Genomic DNA, 15,459 nt, shown 5'->3' with positions numbered 1-15,459 from the left:
GCCTGCCGGGAAATCACCTCTCGCGGGACACCTCCGCCCCGCGCTCGCCCGACAGGATACCTCGTCGCACCTGAACACCCCAACGCTGACGCCCCGTGAGGAAGTGCCCCCACCCCATGGCCGCCCCGGTATGGCGCATCAACTGGAACGAAAACGGCTCCAGCACGGCGGCAACGAAAGCCAGCCCGAGGCTCGTGCCGGTGCGGTGTCCCGTCCAGCGGCGATACGCATGCACCGACCACAGGTGAAAACCCAGATCGACGACGATCTTGCCGAGAATGATCCCGGAGACCGGCAGCACCACCCCGTAATGCCCCTCGCAGACGAACGTCACGAGCAGTGCGAAGGCCGTCAACCCGTAAATCGGCTGAAGCGTGTCGAACGCCTTGACCGGCAACATCCAGCGACCGAGATTGCCGTAGCGGCCGTTGCCGACCATGTCGCGATACCAGTATTGCGTCTGGAGGAAGCCCGCGAACCAGCGTCGACGTTGACGCAGGAAACTCGTCAGGTTGCCCGGCGCATCGGTGATCGCCTGAGCGCCTCCCACCACGCGCACTTCCCAATCGAGCCCATGGGCCACCGAGTAGCGGCGCAGACGGTGGATCAGTTCGTAGTCTTCGACCAGACAGGCGGGGTCGAAACCACCCACGGCCAGCACCGCCTCGCGACGGAAGCACGCGAACGCGCCTGAGATCAGCAACAGGCCGTCAGCCCGCATCCAGGCGAAGCGGGAGATGAAGTTGCGGATGTACTCGTACGTCTGGAAGAACTGCAACACGCGCGCGCTCATGGTGTCGCCGCATACCGGCGTGAGTACGCCGGTGGCCGCGACCAGACGCGGGCGACGGGCGAACGCGTCGTGCATCGCCGCGCAGGCGCCCGCGTCGAGCAACGTGTCGGCATCGACCGTCATCACGATATCGGTGTCCATGCCGACGAGCGCGGCATTGAGCGCCTTCGCCTTGCCGCCGTGCGGCACGCGCAACCAGCGCAGGTTCGGATAACGCGTGCTCGCGGCACTCAGGGCGCCCAGGCCCGGATCGACTAGCCCGTATTCGCCGGTGAGCAAGGCGACGGTGCCGTCGTGCGAACCGTCGTCCGCGATCACGATGGCATCGGGCACATGGCGGCCTGCCATCAGCGCCCGCAGCGTTACCGGCAGCGCCGCCGCCTCGTTGTGCGCCGCCACGACCACGCCGAGCGTGAGCCGCGCCGACGTGCGCACCGAGGCCCGCACGGATCCCACATTGCCGACATTACCGGCATTATCGGCATTGCCCCACGTCTCGTCCGGGTCCGGGCGCATCAAGCGCCACGCCTGCCAGAAGACGAAGGCCAGCAACACGGTGTCGTAGGCGACGTAGGCCACGCCGGTGCCCCATGCAAAAACGCCTTTGAGCACGAACGCCTGCGCAAACAGCAGGCACCACAGCACGGCGACGCCGGCATGCACCAGCCAGCTCGCGAGCGGCGTGGGCGGTAGGGTAAAGCGCGGCGAATGTTGCTCGCGCGCCGCTTCCAGTCGGGCAACGCCCGTCTCGATGGTCTGGGTCATGATCCGGCTCGGGGACGCACTCACGGCAGCATCCGGCCAATCACCGGGTGACGGTCGATCCACTGATGCTTGAGCGCACCGCCGATATGCAGCGCCAGCAATCCGTACAGGGCGTAGGCGCAGTAGGTGTGGACATCGCCCAGCACGCCATGCCAGTAATCCTTGCTCGCGTCGCTCATCGCCATCAGAAAGCCCATGCGCGGGAACGGCACGGCGCCGAACAGCACCAGCGGATGTGTCGATGCGGCCACCCACGCCGAGTCGTGCGCCCAGCCCGAGAGCGGCATCGCGAAGATCAGCGCATACAGCAGCCAGTGCACCAGATGCGCTGCGGCGCGCTCCCACGACGCGAAGACATGCGACAACGCGGGCGGGCGGTGCGTGACGCGCCACAGAATGCGCAGCATCGCGAGCCCCAGCACCGTGATGCCGACGGACTTGTGCAGATCGATCCAGAAGCGCACGTCGATTTTCTCGAGCGTGGCATCGGGCAGCAGGGCGATCGTCTGGCCGATGGCGACATTGCCGAGCATCAGCAGCGCGACCGCCCAATGCAGCAGCATGGCGACACGGGTGTACTTCGGATCTTCGTACAGGGCAACGCGTGGCTTGCCGGCAGATGCGGAAGTGGCTGAGGGAGGCAGAGAATTCACGATAGACGTCCTGAAAATACGCGGGAAGATGATTGCATAACGCCGGTTGAAGCGCGCTTATTCCCGCGTTGCCGTAAAAAATATTACCCCGAATGACCGGCGCAGCAAGGGCGCTGCGTTTTACGACGCGCACAAAAACGTCTGGCGATCGGTATTTCCCGATGCGTCTCGTTCTCCTTCATGGAATCTGCCTTGCGAGCGGGCAACAAAACCGCGATGATCGGGCCATTCCGTGCGCAGCGTGCAACGAACTGCGCCGCCCCTCAGGAGACACGCCATGCCCCGCAGCACCGCCGAAAAACGCGCCGCGTTTCGCGAGCTCCACCTCGCCGGTTGTTTCGTCATCCCCAATCCCTGGGACGCCGGCAGCGCCCGGTATCTCGAACACATCGGCTTTCAGGCGATTGCGTCCACCAGTTCCGGATTCGCCTGGTCGACGGGACGCCCCGATAACGGCGTGACGCGCGACAGCGTGCTTGCGCATTTGCGCACACTCGTCGACGCCACCGACCTTCCGGTGAACGCCGACTTCGAAAGCGGATTCGGCAGCACGCCCGACGAGGTGGCGCAAAGCGTGAAGATGGCGGTGGCGACAGGCGTCGCCGGGTTGTCCATCGAAGACTCGACAGGCATCGACCACGCGCCGCTCTTCCCTATCGACGAAGCCGTTGCCCGCATGCGCGCCGCCCGTCGCGCCATCGACGAGACCGGGGGCGACACCTTGCTCGTGGGCCGCGCGGAGAACTTCTTCGCGGGGGTGCCCGATCTCGAAGATACGATCCAACGCCTGCAGGCGTATGCCGAAGCGGGTGCGGATTGCCTTTACGCCCCCGGGATCCAGTCCGCCGAGCAGATCCGCGCCGTGGTGGCGGCGGTCGCGCCCAAGCCGGTCAACGTGCTGATCGGTGCGACATCGCCGTTCACCTTGCAGACGCTGGCGAGCCTCGGCGTGCGACGCGTGAGCGTCGGTGGCGCACTCGCGCGCTCGGCGTGGGGCGGCTTCATGCATGCCGCGCAGGCGCTCGCCGAGGGGCGCTTCGACGGGTTCGACGGCGCGGCCAGCGGCGCAACGCTCAACGCGCTGTTCCGACCGGGCGCGTGATAGGGCGAGTGATAGGGCTCCACGCCTACGCCGCCCGACTCTGCCCCTACTCTGCCCCTACTCCGCCCCTACTCTGCGTGCGCCACGCCCCCGGCGAGCACCGGCGCACCGGCCACTTCCTTGGGCAACGCCCACGACATCCAGTGCGTGCGCAGGGCGACCACCAGGACGAAAGCCAGCGCCGCCAGCGCCCCGAACGTCGCGAAGCCCATCTGATAGCTGCCGGTCGACTCCTTGGCGATGCCCATGATCACCGGCAGATAGAAGCCGCCGATACCGCCGGCGGCGCCGATGATCCCCGACATCAGGCCTGTCTTGCCTTGCCAGCGTTGCGGCACGAGCTGGAACGTGGCCCCGTTGCCCAGACCGAAGCACACGTAGACCAGCACGAGCAGCGCGATACCGGCGCCTTGCGGGGGCATCCACGCGGCGAAGACGAAATCGATGATCGAGATGGCGGCGAGCAGCAGCACGAGCGCACGCACCCCGGAGATGCGGTCCGCCACCAGACCGCCGATGGGGCGCACCAGCGCGCCGAGGAAGGCGAGCAGCGACATGAACAGGCCGGCCTCGAGACGCGGCATGCCGTACAACGAAATCAGCAGCGTGGTGACATACGACGACATGCCCACGAAGCCGCCGAACGTGATGCTGTAGACCAGCATGATGACCCACGTGTCGCGCTCGCCGAGCACCCCGCGATAGTGGCGCGGCAGCACCGCGATCGCGAGCAGTGCACCCAGCACCGGCAGCAGCAGAACGCCAGCCTTGCCTTCGCCGAACGCACCGGCGTGCACGCATAGCACGAGGGCGACGAGACCGAATACCGTCACGAAGAAGCTGGAGAACGCACGCGGTGCGCTACCCGACTTCACGCCCAGATCCTTCGCCCAGAACACCAGCGCCAGCGCAGCGAGCGCGAGCAGCGGCAGCGCGGCGCCGGCGGCGTGCGCCCAGCCGAAGTGCTCGGCCAGCCCCGGGAACATGAAGCCGTCGAGCACGGCGCCGACGTTACCCGCAGCAGCGAGACCGAGCACGAGGCCCTGCACTTTCGGCGGATAGTTGCTGCCGGCCATCGGCAGCGCCACGGCGAAGCTTGCGCCGCCCACGCCCAGGAACACGCCGAGCACGAGCAGCAGGGTGTACGACGGCGTGCCCGGCATCAGCAGCAGCACGACCGAGGGGATCGCCGACAGCACGAGGCCCATCAACGCGATCTTGCGACCGTCGTAGGCCTGATAGAGATTGCCCAGCGTCACGCGAAGAATCGCGGCGCCCAGCACCGGCACGGCCACGAGGAAGCCGGTCTGAGCGGGCGTCATCGCAATGTCCTTGCCGATGAACGGGGCCAGCGGGCCGAGCATCACCCAGACGGTGAAACCCGTGTCGAAGTAGAGAAAACACGCAACCAGCGCGCGCCAGTTGCCACTTTTCAACGATTGCGTGAGCGTGCTCATGGGTACCCTCGTGTTCGTATGCCGAAAAAAAAAGCGTCCCGAAGCCGTCGGCCTGAAAACAGACCTGTAGCTCCGGGACGCCGTTGCCCCGAAATCCCCGCTTTCGCGAGGTCATGCATGCGGTGCAGAAAATTCGCTTGTCTTTACTCGGCCGCCGTTGGCCTTATGCAATGCTTAGCAATTGGCGTGCCAAGTGCGCATCCTCTCAGCAGCGAAATCCGTTGGACGTCCATTTCACGGGGCATTCGGCGGAGCGCACCTGACGCATGAGGTCTAGATGCGCGACGCCCGAAGCTATCTGCGGCCCCCGGCGTCATGGCATGGCAACGGGCACAATGCCGCATCGCGATGCGGCGGCGCACCATTACCGTGCGCCGGCGGGTCGTCCGGCACGCGACTGGCCGGCGATCGTGCGCGTCATGCCCAGCACCGTGCATGACGGCAAGCGATGGCGCGTCGCGATTTCCGAAGGCTCACTCGAGATGGAGCATCGTTTCCCGATAGCCGGCGCCATTTCAGTTCGGGCATCCTCGAGTCGTTATGCCACTCAGGCAGACTGCCTGTGCAGTCGACGACGACAATATTCCGGGAAATCTCGCGTGTACCGCATCTTTCGTTCTCTCTTGGTGGCCGCGCTCGGCCTCCTGCCGCTCACCCACGCCCACGCCGCCCCCTCGAAGGGAAATCCGCTGCTGACTCAGGATGTACTCACACAGCAGGTCGATGCGGCATCGCACGCCAAGTATCGCGAGATCGTCGCGACGTTCGACGCCGCCATTCGCGAGCGCCCCGCCGATACGGCGCTGGCGCTCGCACGCTGCCAGTTCATGCAGAACTATTCGTGGTCGGAAGACGTGCGCTGGGCGGCACAAGCGCAAACGGACCTTTCGATCTGCCAGGAAACGCTCAAGGAAAAATTCGGCGCGGTGCCGGAGGTTGCGCTGTATACGCTGCAAAGCACCCATGGCAAGGCCGCCATCGAGCAAGGTCTGGCGCTTCTGGAGACATCGGCGCGCTGGTCGCCGGGTGATCGCGGCCGTCTGCATGCCGCACTTGCCAATGCCTACGAGGCCACGCAGGACAAGCGCAACGCGGGCAAACATGCGGTGGAGTCCGCCAGACTCTGGCCAGAGACGCCCGTGCTGCTGCTCGCCGTTCGTTATCTTGCCTCGACGGGCGACAAGACGCAGGCAACGCGTCTGCTGATGGACGCCCCCGCGCCCAAAGTGCCCTGGCTGGCGAGCACTCGCATCAACACCGCCTACGATGTGCTGCCCGGCACCACCGCGCGCGAGCTGCTCCAACGCATGCAGCAGGCCGGATTGAAGATCGACGCATACACCAGCGCCCGCGCCCTGCTTCAGGCGGGGGACGCCGCCGGCGCACAACGCGCCCTCGCGGATACCCAGCCCGGCGCTGCCGAGATTGCGCAGAATCGCGCGCTGCGCTTGTCGGTCGCACTCGCCGCCGGCGACGGTAAAGCCGCATCGACCGCGCTCCAGTCCTCGCTCGAACACGACACGGGCAACCGGTGGCCGCTCTCGCAGTCGTACGCGGTGCTGCTCACCATCGACCCGTTAGCGGCCATGCATCCGGCATTCCTCGGGCTCATGCTCACATTGATCGCGATCGGTCTGTGCATCGTGTCGCTGCCCGGTCTGCTGATGTTTCCGGTGCACTACGTCGGTACGGTGCGTGCTCGCAAAGGCCGACCGACCCTGCCGATCTTCGAGGGAATCGGCTTGCGGCATGCGTGGTACGGACTCGCCGTGTTCTGCCTCGTCACCTGGGTCGTTCCGGCGCTCATGATAGGGCAGACCTCGACGTCAGGCACGGGCATGCCGGCGGATCTGCCGCTGGCCCAACCCAAACTCGCGATTGCCCAATTCATCACGCTCGGTCTCGTTTCGCTCGCCCTCGCCCATACCTTGTGGAAGTTCGGATGGCGTCAGTGGCCCGGCGACGGGCAATGGAAGGTGCGCTGGTTCATCTGGCCCGCCATTTTGCTGACGATCACGGCGCTGAGCGCGTGGACGATGACGCGACACGGCTTGCCGGACACCCCCGACAAGCCCGTCTGGAACGAAATCATCGTGCGCAGCGCCGAACAGGCAGGCGGGGCAGGACTCGCTTTCCTGCTGATCGCCATCGCCGTGCCGATTGTCGAGGAGTTTGTGTTCCGGGGCTGTTTGCTGGGCGGCCTGACACGCCACATGAGCTTCGCCGCCGCCAACCTCTGGCAGGCCGTGATCTTCGCGTCGGTGCACTTCGACGCCAAACACTTTCTGTTCTTCATGCTGTTCGGCCTCACCACCGGCTGGCTGGCCAAGAAGACGCACGGACTGGCAGTGCCCATCGTGATTCACGCCATCAACAACGCGATTTTCGTCGGGATGGTTCTGGCGCGCTGAGCGAAATCCGGCAAGGGATCCTGCCGGACACCTCGCGCAGCAACGCATGGCGGCATCGAAAGGCGTAGGGGATAATCGACCCCATCCGCTGCCATGCCCCGCCCGGAAATCGCCCATGAACGCCAAGCTTTTCCCGCATCTGGTCCGCTTTCACCCGCGCCTGCTCATCGCCATCGTCATCGGTATGCTCGCCGGCGTGTTCGTGCAAGTGTTCGTCAAGGGGGAGTTCAGCACGATCACGCGCGTACTCATCGGCTGGAACGCCGGCGCGTGGTCCTATCTCGCGATGATCTGGCTGATGATGGTCACCGCGCCCAAGCGCAGTATCGAGCGATTTGCCGAGCAGGAGGACCAGAGCGCCGTCGTCGTGCTGACAGTGGTCAGTCTGTCCGCGATCGCGAGCGTGGCCGCCATCATCCACGTTCTGGCGAGCGCGAAAGCGGGCGGCGCGTCGCACGCCTCGGAGCATGTACTGTTCGCCGCGGCTACGCTGATCGCCGGCTGGTTTCTCGTGCCGACGATTTACACGCTCCATTACGCCCGTCTGTACTTCACCGACACCGAATCGCCCTACGCGCTGGCGTGGCCGGACCGCGACTGCGACCCCGACTACTGGGATTTCCTGTACTTCTCGTTCACGATTGCCGTTGCCTCGCAAACCGCCGACATCGCACTGAAGTCGCGCCGCATGCGACGCGCCACGCTCGCACAGGCCATCCTCTCGTTCTTCTTCAATCTGGCCGTGCTCGGCCTGTCGATCAACATCGGCGCCGGATTGCTGAGCTGACGCCCGCTCCCAGCGCCAGCCTACGCGGAACACGTGCGACATGACGCCGCATCGTCCGCGTACATGAATCCCTTTAAAAACATACAAATAAGGCGGATTTCGAGAACGAAAAATCCCGCGTCAATGCGCCGCATGTGACGACTTGCCACGCGTGCCGCAATTCAATCGCGCCTAATATGCAGGCAAATAAATGGTGAAATCTCGTCATTATCACAATACAAGACAGGGTTCAATTGCATATATAGAGCGCAACATGACTGCCGTCCCGGAAGGCCTCGACCTCGCACGCCTGCAATTCGCGTTCACGGTCTCGTTTCACATCGTTTTCCCAGCCGTCACCATCGGTCTGGCGAGCTTCATCGCCGTGCTCGAAGGTCTGTGGCTCAAGACACGTCAACAGCACTATCTCGACCTGTGCCGCTTCTGGACGAAAGTGTTCGCCCTGTGCTTCGGCATGGGCGTGGTCTCAGGCGTGGTGATGGCCTATCAGTTCGGCACGAACTGGTCGGGCTTCTCCAGTTTCGCCGGTGCGGTCACGGGGCCGTTACTGACCTATGAAGTGATGACCGCCTTCTTTCTCGAAGCAGGCTTCCTCGGCATCATGTTGTTCGGCTGGAACCGTGTCGGCCCGCGCGCGCACTTCGCCGCCACGCTGTGCGTGGCCATCGGCACGCTCATCTCGACGTTCTGGATTCTGGCCTCGAACAGCTGGATGCAAACGCCGCAGGGGTATGAGATCGTGGACGGCCGTGTGGTCGTGCTGTCGTGGTGGGACGTGATCTTCAATCCGTCCTTCCCGTATCGCCTCGCGCACATGAGCATCGCAGCGTTCGTGGTAACTGCGCTGGTTGTGGCCGGCACCGGCGCGTGGCATCTGCTGCGGGGGCGGCGCGATCCCGCCATCAAAACGATGTTTTCGATGGCGATGTGGCTGCTGCTGATCTTTGCGCCGCTGCAAGCGTTCGTGGGCGATCTGCACGGCCTCAATACGCGCGAACACCAACCCGCAAAGCTCGCCGCCATGGAAGGGCTATGGGAGACGAAGACCGGCGGCACGCCGCTCAACCTGGTCGGCTGGCCCGACATGGAGGCCGAGACCACGCGCTACGCCCTCGAAATACCGCATCTGGGCAGTCTGATCCTCACCCATAGCTGGGACGGCGAGATTCGCGGTCTGAAGGAATTCCCGAAGGACGAGCGTCCCAATGTGCCGCTGGTGTTCTGGAGCTTTCGCATCATGGTCGGTCTCGGGCTGGCGATGATCGGCGCGGCGCTCGCGGCGGTGTGGCTGCGCCGTCGCGGCACGTTCTTCACGTCACGCACCTTCGCGCGCGTCATGCTGCTGCTCTCGCCAACGGGCTTTATCGCGCTGCTCGCCGGATGGATCACGACCGAAGCGGGACGTCAGCCGTGGGTCGTGTACGGCGTGATGCGCACCGCGCATGCGATGTCCCCGGTGAGCGCGCAACAGGTACAGGTTTCGTTGCTGGTGATCGTGCTGTCGTACTTTCTCGTGTTCGGCACGGGGGTGTATTACGTGCTGAAAATTCTGCGTGGCGGGCCTGCGGGGTCCGACGTGACGCCGCCCTCGAATCGCACACCGGACCCATTGCAGACCGACGGCGCGCACCTTGGGCCACAGGCCATTCCGGCGATGTCCGGGTTGTCCGGTCGCATCGATCCCGACGCGCGCCGGTGAGCCGATCGGCATCGGCTTCAGCGGACCCACAGCGTCGACATACGTCGCCTAATACGTCGCTTAATACGTCGCCTAGCGTCGCCACGCATCAACGCTCATCGACACACACCCAATATAGCGAGACTTCTCATGGACCTGACCCTGGCGTGGGCCGCCATCATCGCGCTTGGCCTCTTTCTCTACGTGGTGCTCGACGGTTTCGACCTCGGCATCGGCATTCTCTTCCCCTTCTTCCCCGACGCGCGTGAGCGCGACACGATGATGAACTCGGTCGCGCCTGTCTGGGATGGCAACGAGACGTGGCTCGTGCTTGGCGGCGCGGGACTGCTTGCCGCCTTCCCGATGGCCTACTCGGTGTTGCTCTCGGCACTTTATCTGCCGCTCGTGCTTATGCTGGTGTGTCTGATCTTCCGCGGCGTGGCGTTCGAGATTCGCGGCAAGTCGCGACGCACGCGGCAATGGTGGGATATGGCGTTCATCGGCGGTTCGGCCGGTGCAACGTTCTTTCAGGGCGTGGCGCTGGGCGCGTACCTGTCGGGCATTCCCGTCGAGAACGGACAGTTCGCGGGCGACGCCTTCGCATGGGTCACGGCGTTCAATCTGTTCACCGGCCTCGGCTTGCTCGTCACTTATGCCCTGCTCGGCGCCTGCTGGCTGATCGGCAAGACCGAGGGCGATCTGCAACGCCGTCTGCGCATGCTCGCCTGGCCGCTCACGTTGATGCTCGTCGCCACGATGGCCGTTGTCTCGCTGTGGACGCCGCTACGCTTGCCGATCGTGGCGGAGCGCTGGTTCGGCGATCAATGGTTCTGGCGCTGCCTGCCGGTGCCGTTCGTGGTCGCCGGCGCAACGTTTGCGATGCGTCGCGTGCTGCAACGCGCGCATGACGCCACGCCGTTCTGGCTCGCCATCGGGCTGGTGTTCCTCGGTTACAGCGGCCTGCTCATCAGCGCGTATCCGTATGCGATTCTGCCGGGCATTACGCTGTGGGACGCCGCCGCGCCGCGATCCAGTCTCTCGTTCACGATGTGGGGTGCGGCCTTTATCATTCCCGTGATCCTCGCCTACACGATGCTGGCGTATTGGGTCTTTCGCGGCAAGGTGACACACGATGCGCACTATCACTGATCTCGTGCGTCCCGGCGTGCGCCGGCAACGCGAGCAGGCGGACATCGCCAGTTCATGCGATTCACGCGGTTCACGGCGACAGGCGTGGATGCGCTGGGGCTGGTTCGTTGCGCTCTGGTGCGCCGGGGTGGCGGGCACCGTCGTGCTTGCCCTACCATTCAAACTCATCATTGCAACTGCCAAATAGGAGGCAGCTTATGAAGCGAATTGCATCGCCGGACGTCAAGCGCATGGCAGGCGCGGGGGCCATGGCCGTCGCCCTGCTTGCCGGATTCGCCGGCACGGCGCGCGCGCAAGGCATGAGCGTTTCATCCAGTGCATTCGCCGACGGCGGCCTGCTGCCTGCGATCCACGCCGGGGCGGATACCTGCGGGGGCGAGAACGTGAGCCCGCCGCTCGAATGGAACAATCTGCCGCAGGGCACGCGCAGCGTGGTCATCCGGATGACGGACCCAGACGGCGCGAAGGGCGGCGGTGTCGTTCACTGGCTCGCCTACAACATCCCGGCATCGGTGCACGCATTGCCTGCCGGTGCCGGCAATAAAACCAGCGAGAACATCACGGTCGGCAAGAACATCTCCGGCGCGCAGGCTTATCGCGGCGCATGTCCGCCAGTCGGCGATACGCCGCACCACTACATCATCACGGTGACGGCGACCGATATCGAACCGGGCACGCTGCCCGCCGGACTCGACGCCACCGGTCTCGCGAGTCAACTCGCCGGGCGCACACTGAACGGCTCGACAATCGTAGCGCGCTACGGTCGCTGAGCGCGTCGATGTCGCCGACGTTGCCGATGTCGCTGATGTCGCAGCGTTCAGGCATGCCCTGCGGCGCGCGCATATCGCGCGCGCGTCGGCGAGCAAAACAAAACGCCAGCGGTATGTTCGCTGGCGTTTTGTTTTCGGCGGGTCCGATCGGCGAGCACATATCGAACGGTTCCGCTCGCCGCGCCGCGATCACTTGTCCCGGGCGAGGGCGAGGAATTCGGTGCGCAGTGCCAGATTCGGCTGCAACTCACCGAGCATCGCAGACGTCACCGTTTCTTCGCCTGCCGTACGAATGCCACGGCTCTCCATGCACATGTGACGGCACGACACGACCACACCGACGGCTTTCGGTTGCAGATGCGTCATCAGCGCTTCTGCGATCTGCGTCGTCATGCGTTCCTGCACTTGCAAACGACGCGCGAAGCAATCGACAAGCCGCGTGAGTTTCGACAGCCCGACGATCTTGCCATTGGGCAGATAGCCGATCGTCGCCTTGCCGAAGAACGGTGCGAGATGGTGCTCGCAATGGCTATAGACGGGAATACCGCGCACCACGATCAGTTCGTTGTATTGCTCTGCGCCGTCTTCGAAGACTTTGAGCACTTCGGCCGGTTCCTGGTCATAGCCTGCCGTCCATTGACGCCAGGCTTTTTGCACTCGCGCCGGCGTCTCATGCAGGCCTGGACGATTCGGATCTTCGCCGATGTGTTTCAGGAATCGCTTCCAGTCGTTTTCGTCGAACGTGTCGTGAGACATATCAATCAAGCTCCCTTGCATTGGGTTCGGCGCGCTGCGCCACCACTCGCGCATCCCCGCGCCACCGAACATGTGCGCACAATAACAGAGAGTTTCATCGCCCGCATGAAGCCGCCTAAACCGTAAGGCCTTCATCGCGTTATCGGATCCGGCATGCGCATGCGGCGAATCCGTCGTCGCTTATGGTCGCATCGCTCGCCAAATCGACCACCGACCTGAAAGCAGGCGAATCGATGCACGACGCGCGCAGAACGCCGGCCACATCGCGAGCGCGGCGTTCGCGACCGGCGTCAGCCCCGCGAACCCGCCTCGTCGCTGAGGCATTGCAGCAGCGTACTCACGGCTGCGCGCTTCAGGGCCGAATGGCGCACCAGCACACCAAGCTCCCGCGTGAGCGGCGCGCCGGAGAGCGGCAGCACCTGCACACCCGCGCCTGCCCGGGGCGACTTGCCTGAGCCTGTGGCCGGCGCGGACGCGCCCGCCGCTTTCCCCTCGAACGCAAGCCCGATGAGCGTGGCCGGCACGATAGACCAGCCCAGTCCCGCGCGCACCATGCGCAGAATGACTTCCGGCTCGTCCAGCTCCACGCCCTCGCGCACCCATAGCCGGTGACGTCGCAAGTACCGGTCGACGAGATCGCCGCCATACGAGCGCCGGTTGTAGCGCACGAACGGTAGCGTCGTCGCCCATCCGGCGACGTCACCGCGCGTGCCCTTGGGCGCAATAGCCACGTAAGGCTCATGCATGAGCGTGAGCCACTTCATGTCGGCCGGCACACCGATGCGCGGGCGAATCATCACGGCCAGATCGAGTTCCCTGGCGTCGAGTTGCGCGAGCAACTGCACCGACATGCCCGGCACGATATTCAGATGCGGCATCGCGCCGAGCGTGGTCCAGCGTCTCACGGCCCCGGGCAACAGGCCAAGCTGCGCGGTCAGAATCGCCCCCACGTGAATGGGTGCGAGCGCCGCCTGCCCGCCAAGCGCCCCCGCATCGCCGCGCATCGCCTGATAACCCGCGATCACGCCCTGCGCCTGCGCCAGCAGACGCCGCCCATCGTCCGACAACGACACGGCGCGCCCGGTGCGCTCGAACAGTTGCACACCGAGGTCGTCCTCGAGACGCTGGATCTGCGCGCTCACCGCCGATTGCGTCAGACCGAGACGCGCGCCGGCCGCCGAGAACGACGCGGTTTCAGCAGCCGTGACGAAGGTTTTGAGGTAACGGATCATGGATCGAAAATTTTGTGGCTGAGCGGTCGAATTATTCGTTTTCGATTATTTTTATCGATGGATAGAATTTACAGCAAATCGGCGCGCGCATCGCGATCAGCGCCGCGCCGGCGAACGCCCCACCCCACATCCCCAAGGAGACCCGCATGACAACGCCGCTTTTTCATCTTGCCTTTCCCGTGCACGATCTCGCCGCGGCCCGCCAGTTCTACGGTGGTGTGATGGGTTGCGCCGAGGGGCGCAGTTCGGATCACTGGATCGACTTCGACTTCTTCGGTCATCAACTGGTGGCGCATTTGTCGCCGGACGAGGCGGGCAAGCGCATCACCAACCCGGTCGACGGCGACGATGTTCCCGTTCCGCATTTCGGCGTTATCCTTGAGATGCCCGCGTGGCATGCCCTCGCCGAGCGGCTGCGCGCAGCGGGCACGCGTTTCGTGATCGAGCCCCATATTCGTTTCGCCGGACAGGTCGGTGAGCAGGCAACGCTGTTTTTTTACGACCCGTCGGGCAATGCGTTGGAGTTCAAGGCGTTCGCGGATATGTCGCAAGTCTTCGCGAAGTGACGGGCCGATGAGCGCTCGGGTCGCACTCGGATCGCAGTCGGATCGTTTATGCAGGTTCCCCGATTTCCCGGTAGCGTCGCGGGTTCACGCCCGGACGGCACCGGTTTGTGTTTGTCGTTGGTATTCGCCTCACATCAGTCGAGAGTTTTCTCATGAGCCAATTCGTTATTTCGGCCCCGCCTCAGGCGTCGGTCGCCGTCGCTGGCAGCGACGCCCGCTTTCCCGTGCGCCGCGTGTTCTGCGTCGGCCGCAACTACGCCGCACACGCCCGTGAAATGGGCAGCAATCCGGACCGTGAACCGCCGTTCTTCTTCATGAAGCCCGCCGATGCCGTCGTCGCTGCCGAGGGCACGCTGCCTTACCCGCCGCTCACGAGCGAGCTGCATCACGAAATCGAACTCGTCGTCGCCATCGGTGCCGACGGCGAGAACGTGGATGCAGGCGACGCCCTGTCGCTGGTGTGGGGCTACGGTGTGGGCGTGGACCTCACGCGTCGCGACCTGCAACAGCAGGCCAAGGACACACGCCGTCCCTGGGATTGGGGCAAGGCGTTCGACGCGTCGGCACCCTGCGGCCCGCTGCATGCCGTGGCCGACGTCGGGCATCCGAACGCGGGCCGTGTATGGCTCGACGTAAACGGCGAGAACCGCCAGACCGGCGACCTCGACGAACTGATCTGGTCGGTGCCCGATCTGATTGCCGAGATCTCGCGCAGCGTGAAGCTCGCCGCCGGCGATCTGATCTTCACCGGCACCCCCGCCGGCGTTGGTCCGCTCGAACCGGGGGACGAAGTGAGCGCCGGTGTGGCGGGCGTGGGTGAGATCGCTTTCACCGTCGGCGAGAAGCCGGTGGCCTGAGCGAACCTCCCGGAAAGTGACGGCAAGGATATCCACAGCAACTGTTGATAACCCTTTGCATAAGTGCCTTGCCGGCAGCGGAATCGCCCGCCGGCATTGGCTGTCAAGTGCATTGCCTAATTTGCCGTCACACTCGCGCAATAACGTGGCGCATTCGCTTGTCGACGATGCGCCGCCCCCTTCCCTGAAGCGTCGCTCACGGACGTGAAACGTTGACCGCGCACGTTCGTGTCTGTCGTTCATTCCTGAAACGTTTTTCGCTGCACAGCGAAAAACTCGTCGCCTCCCCCCTCGAACTTTCGAGTCGATTCAAGGAGTTGCGCACCTTGGCATGCTTCTCGCATCGACCCGGTGGCAAGCCGTCCGCCCCCGGGGAAGTCTCCTCGCCAGGCCGACCGCCTCGGGAATTAAGCCATGCACGCCACATGGCCCCGGCACGCCCGATGCCCATGCCTCGCCGGGAGCGCCCCGGGCGCGGACGGA

Annotated in this window: 14 protein-coding genes; 9 read left to right on the top strand and 5 right to left on the bottom strand. The window is 64.7% G+C overall.

Translation table 11 applies throughout. From position 1 onward, the window contains the following. Positions 1-13 precede the first annotated feature (13 nt). Both PAN31108_RS16475 and PAN31108_RS16470 read right to left on the bottom strand, forming a co-directional pair. Positions 14-1,558, bottom strand: a complete 1,545-nt coding sequence (locus PAN31108_RS16475) for a glycosyltransferase family 2 protein (RefSeq protein ID WP_150669901.1) — start codon at positions 1,556-1,558, stop codon at positions 14-16. A gap of 20 nt (positions 1,559-1,578) precedes the next feature. Then, complete coding sequence (locus PAN31108_RS16470; protein WP_246184010.1) at positions 1,579-2,121, bottom strand: cytochrome b; 543 nt, start codon at positions 2,119-2,121, stop codon at positions 1,579-1,581. Positions 2,122-2,488: 367 nt separating this feature from the next. On the opposite strand from PAN31108_RS16470, the gene PAN31108_RS16465 reads away from it, so the two are divergent. Next, a complete protein-coding gene (locus PAN31108_RS16465; protein WP_150669899.1) occupies positions 2,489-3,313 on the top strand; it encodes an isocitrate lyase/PEP mutase family protein in 825 nt (274 codons plus the stop codon). Between the two features lie 68 nt (positions 3,314-3,381). On the opposite strand, the gene PAN31108_RS16460 is transcribed toward PAN31108_RS16465, so the two are convergent. After that, positions 3,382-4,770: an MFS transporter gene (locus PAN31108_RS16460; protein WP_150669898.1), complete on the bottom strand. Its 1,389-nt coding sequence runs from the start codon at positions 4,768-4,770 to the stop codon at positions 3,382-3,384. 599 nt (positions 4,771-5,369) lie between these two features. Here PAN31108_RS16460 and PAN31108_RS16455 point away from each other — a divergent pair. The 6 genes from PAN31108_RS16455 to PAN31108_RS16430 all read left to right on the top strand — a co-directional run bounded on the left by PAN31108_RS16455 (position 5,370) and on the right by PAN31108_RS16430 (position 11,565). After that, positions 5,370-7,181 carry a CPBP family glutamic-type intramembrane protease gene (locus PAN31108_RS16455; protein WP_174995023.1) on the top strand — a complete coding sequence of 604 codons (1,812 nt, stop codon included), beginning with the start codon at positions 5,370-5,372 and terminating at the stop codon, positions 7,179-7,181. 115 nt (positions 7,182-7,296) lie between these two features. Next, the gene (locus PAN31108_RS16450; protein WP_150669896.1) at positions 7,297-7,968 is read left to right on the top strand and encodes a DUF1345 domain-containing protein; all 672 of its coding nucleotides are present in this window, start codon (positions 7,297-7,299) and stop codon (positions 7,966-7,968) included. A gap of 253 nt (positions 7,969-8,221) precedes the next feature. Next, positions 8,222-9,667, top strand: a complete 1,446-nt coding sequence (locus PAN31108_RS16445; RefSeq protein ID WP_174995022.1) for a cytochrome ubiquinol oxidase subunit I — start codon at positions 8,222-8,224, stop codon at positions 9,665-9,667. A gap of 129 nt (positions 9,668-9,796) precedes the next feature. After that, positions 9,797-10,795: a cytochrome d ubiquinol oxidase subunit II gene (cydB, locus tag PAN31108_RS16440; RefSeq protein ID WP_150669895.1), complete on the top strand. Its 999-nt coding sequence runs from the start codon at positions 9,797-9,799 to the stop codon at positions 10,793-10,795. Beyond that, on the top strand, positions 10,779-10,982 hold the full coding sequence (locus PAN31108_RS16435) for a hypothetical protein (RefSeq protein ID WP_150669894.1): 204 nt from the start codon (positions 10,779-10,781) through the stop codon (positions 10,980-10,982). The genes cydB and PAN31108_RS16435 overlap by 17 nt, the downstream gene beginning before the upstream one ends. A 10-nt stretch (positions 10,983-10,992) precedes the next feature. Further along, positions 10,993-11,565: a YbhB/YbcL family Raf kinase inhibitor-like protein gene (locus PAN31108_RS16430; RefSeq protein WP_246184005.1), complete on the top strand. Its 573-nt coding sequence runs from the start codon at positions 10,993-10,995 to the stop codon at positions 11,563-11,565. A 189-nt stretch (positions 11,566-11,754) separates the two neighbouring features. Here the strand turns inward: PAN31108_RS16430 and folE are convergent, their stop codons facing one another. Further along, positions 11,755-12,321, bottom strand: a complete 567-nt coding sequence (folE, locus tag PAN31108_RS16425; protein ID WP_150669893.1) for a GTP cyclohydrolase I FolE — start codon at positions 12,319-12,321, stop codon at positions 11,755-11,757. 290 nt (positions 12,322-12,611) lie between these two features. Next, positions 12,612-13,553 (bottom strand): LysR family transcriptional regulator, encoded by a 942-nt coding sequence (locus PAN31108_RS16420; RefSeq protein WP_150669892.1) that lies wholly within the window; start codon positions 13,551-13,553, stop codon positions 12,612-12,614. A gap of 146 nt (positions 13,554-13,699) precedes the next feature. Here PAN31108_RS16420 and PAN31108_RS16415 point away from each other — a divergent pair, with 146 nt between their 5' ends. Both PAN31108_RS16415 and PAN31108_RS16410 read left to right on the top strand, forming a co-directional pair. Further along, on the top strand, positions 13,700-14,119 hold the full coding sequence (locus PAN31108_RS16415) for a VOC family protein (RefSeq protein ID WP_150669891.1): 420 nt from the start codon (positions 13,700-13,702) through the stop codon (positions 14,117-14,119). 152 nt (positions 14,120-14,271) lie between these two features. After that, positions 14,272-14,976, top strand: a complete 705-nt coding sequence (locus PAN31108_RS16410) for a fumarylacetoacetate hydrolase family protein (RefSeq protein WP_150669890.1) — start codon at positions 14,272-14,274, stop codon at positions 14,974-14,976. Positions 14,977-15,459 lie beyond the last annotated feature (483 nt).

The organism is Pandoraea anhela, assembly GCF_902459655.1.
Taxonomy (GTDB): domain Bacteria; phylum Pseudomonadota; class Gammaproteobacteria; order Burkholderiales; family Burkholderiaceae; genus Pandoraea; species Pandoraea anhela.
The sequence above is the reverse complement of the archived record's forward strand: the minus strand, read 5'-3'. Positions and strand labels throughout refer to the sequence as shown.